The 437-nt window shown below is 60.9% G+C and carries 1 protein-coding gene; it reads left to right on the top strand.

Annotated features, from left to right (window positions below; translation table 11 throughout):
* Nucleotides 1-437 (top strand): IS66 family transposase (locus P0D80_RS51235; protein ID WP_408296628.1); only part of this gene is annotated, 437 nt, incomplete at both ends.

Genomic DNA, 437 nt, shown 5'->3' with positions numbered 1-437 from the left:
CCTGGCGCACCTTGAAAAAGGCAAAGCACTTCGGCTGTATGGCTCACGCCCGCAGGCTGTTCGTCAAGGCGGACAAGGCCGCCGCGAAAAAGACGGACTCCGGCAAGCAGAAGATGCCGAACGCTCGCGTGGCGAAAGCGCTTGAGTACTTCCAGGCCCTGTACCGTGTCGAGGCGCTGGCCAAAGGCGATCTGCCTGCTGGCCTGACGCGAGCCGACTACACGTACGACCTGCGGCAAAAGCACAGTGTGCCGCTGCTTGAGTCCTTCAAGGCATGGCTCGATGAACTGGCGCCGAAGGTGGCGCCCCAGAGCCTGCTCGGCAAGGCGATTGCCTACACGCGCAACCAATGGGAATATCTCAGCCGCTACGTCACTGACGGTTGCGCCGCAATCGATAACAACGTGATCGAGCGCGATATCAGGCCGTTTGCTACT

This window comes from Paraburkholderia sp. RL17-373-BIF-A (assembly GCF_046030175.1).
Lineage (GTDB): Bacteria > Pseudomonadota > Gammaproteobacteria > Burkholderiales > Burkholderiaceae > Paraburkholderia.
Note: the sequence above shows the minus strand (reverse complement) of the source record. Positions and strands in the feature narration are given on the sequence as shown.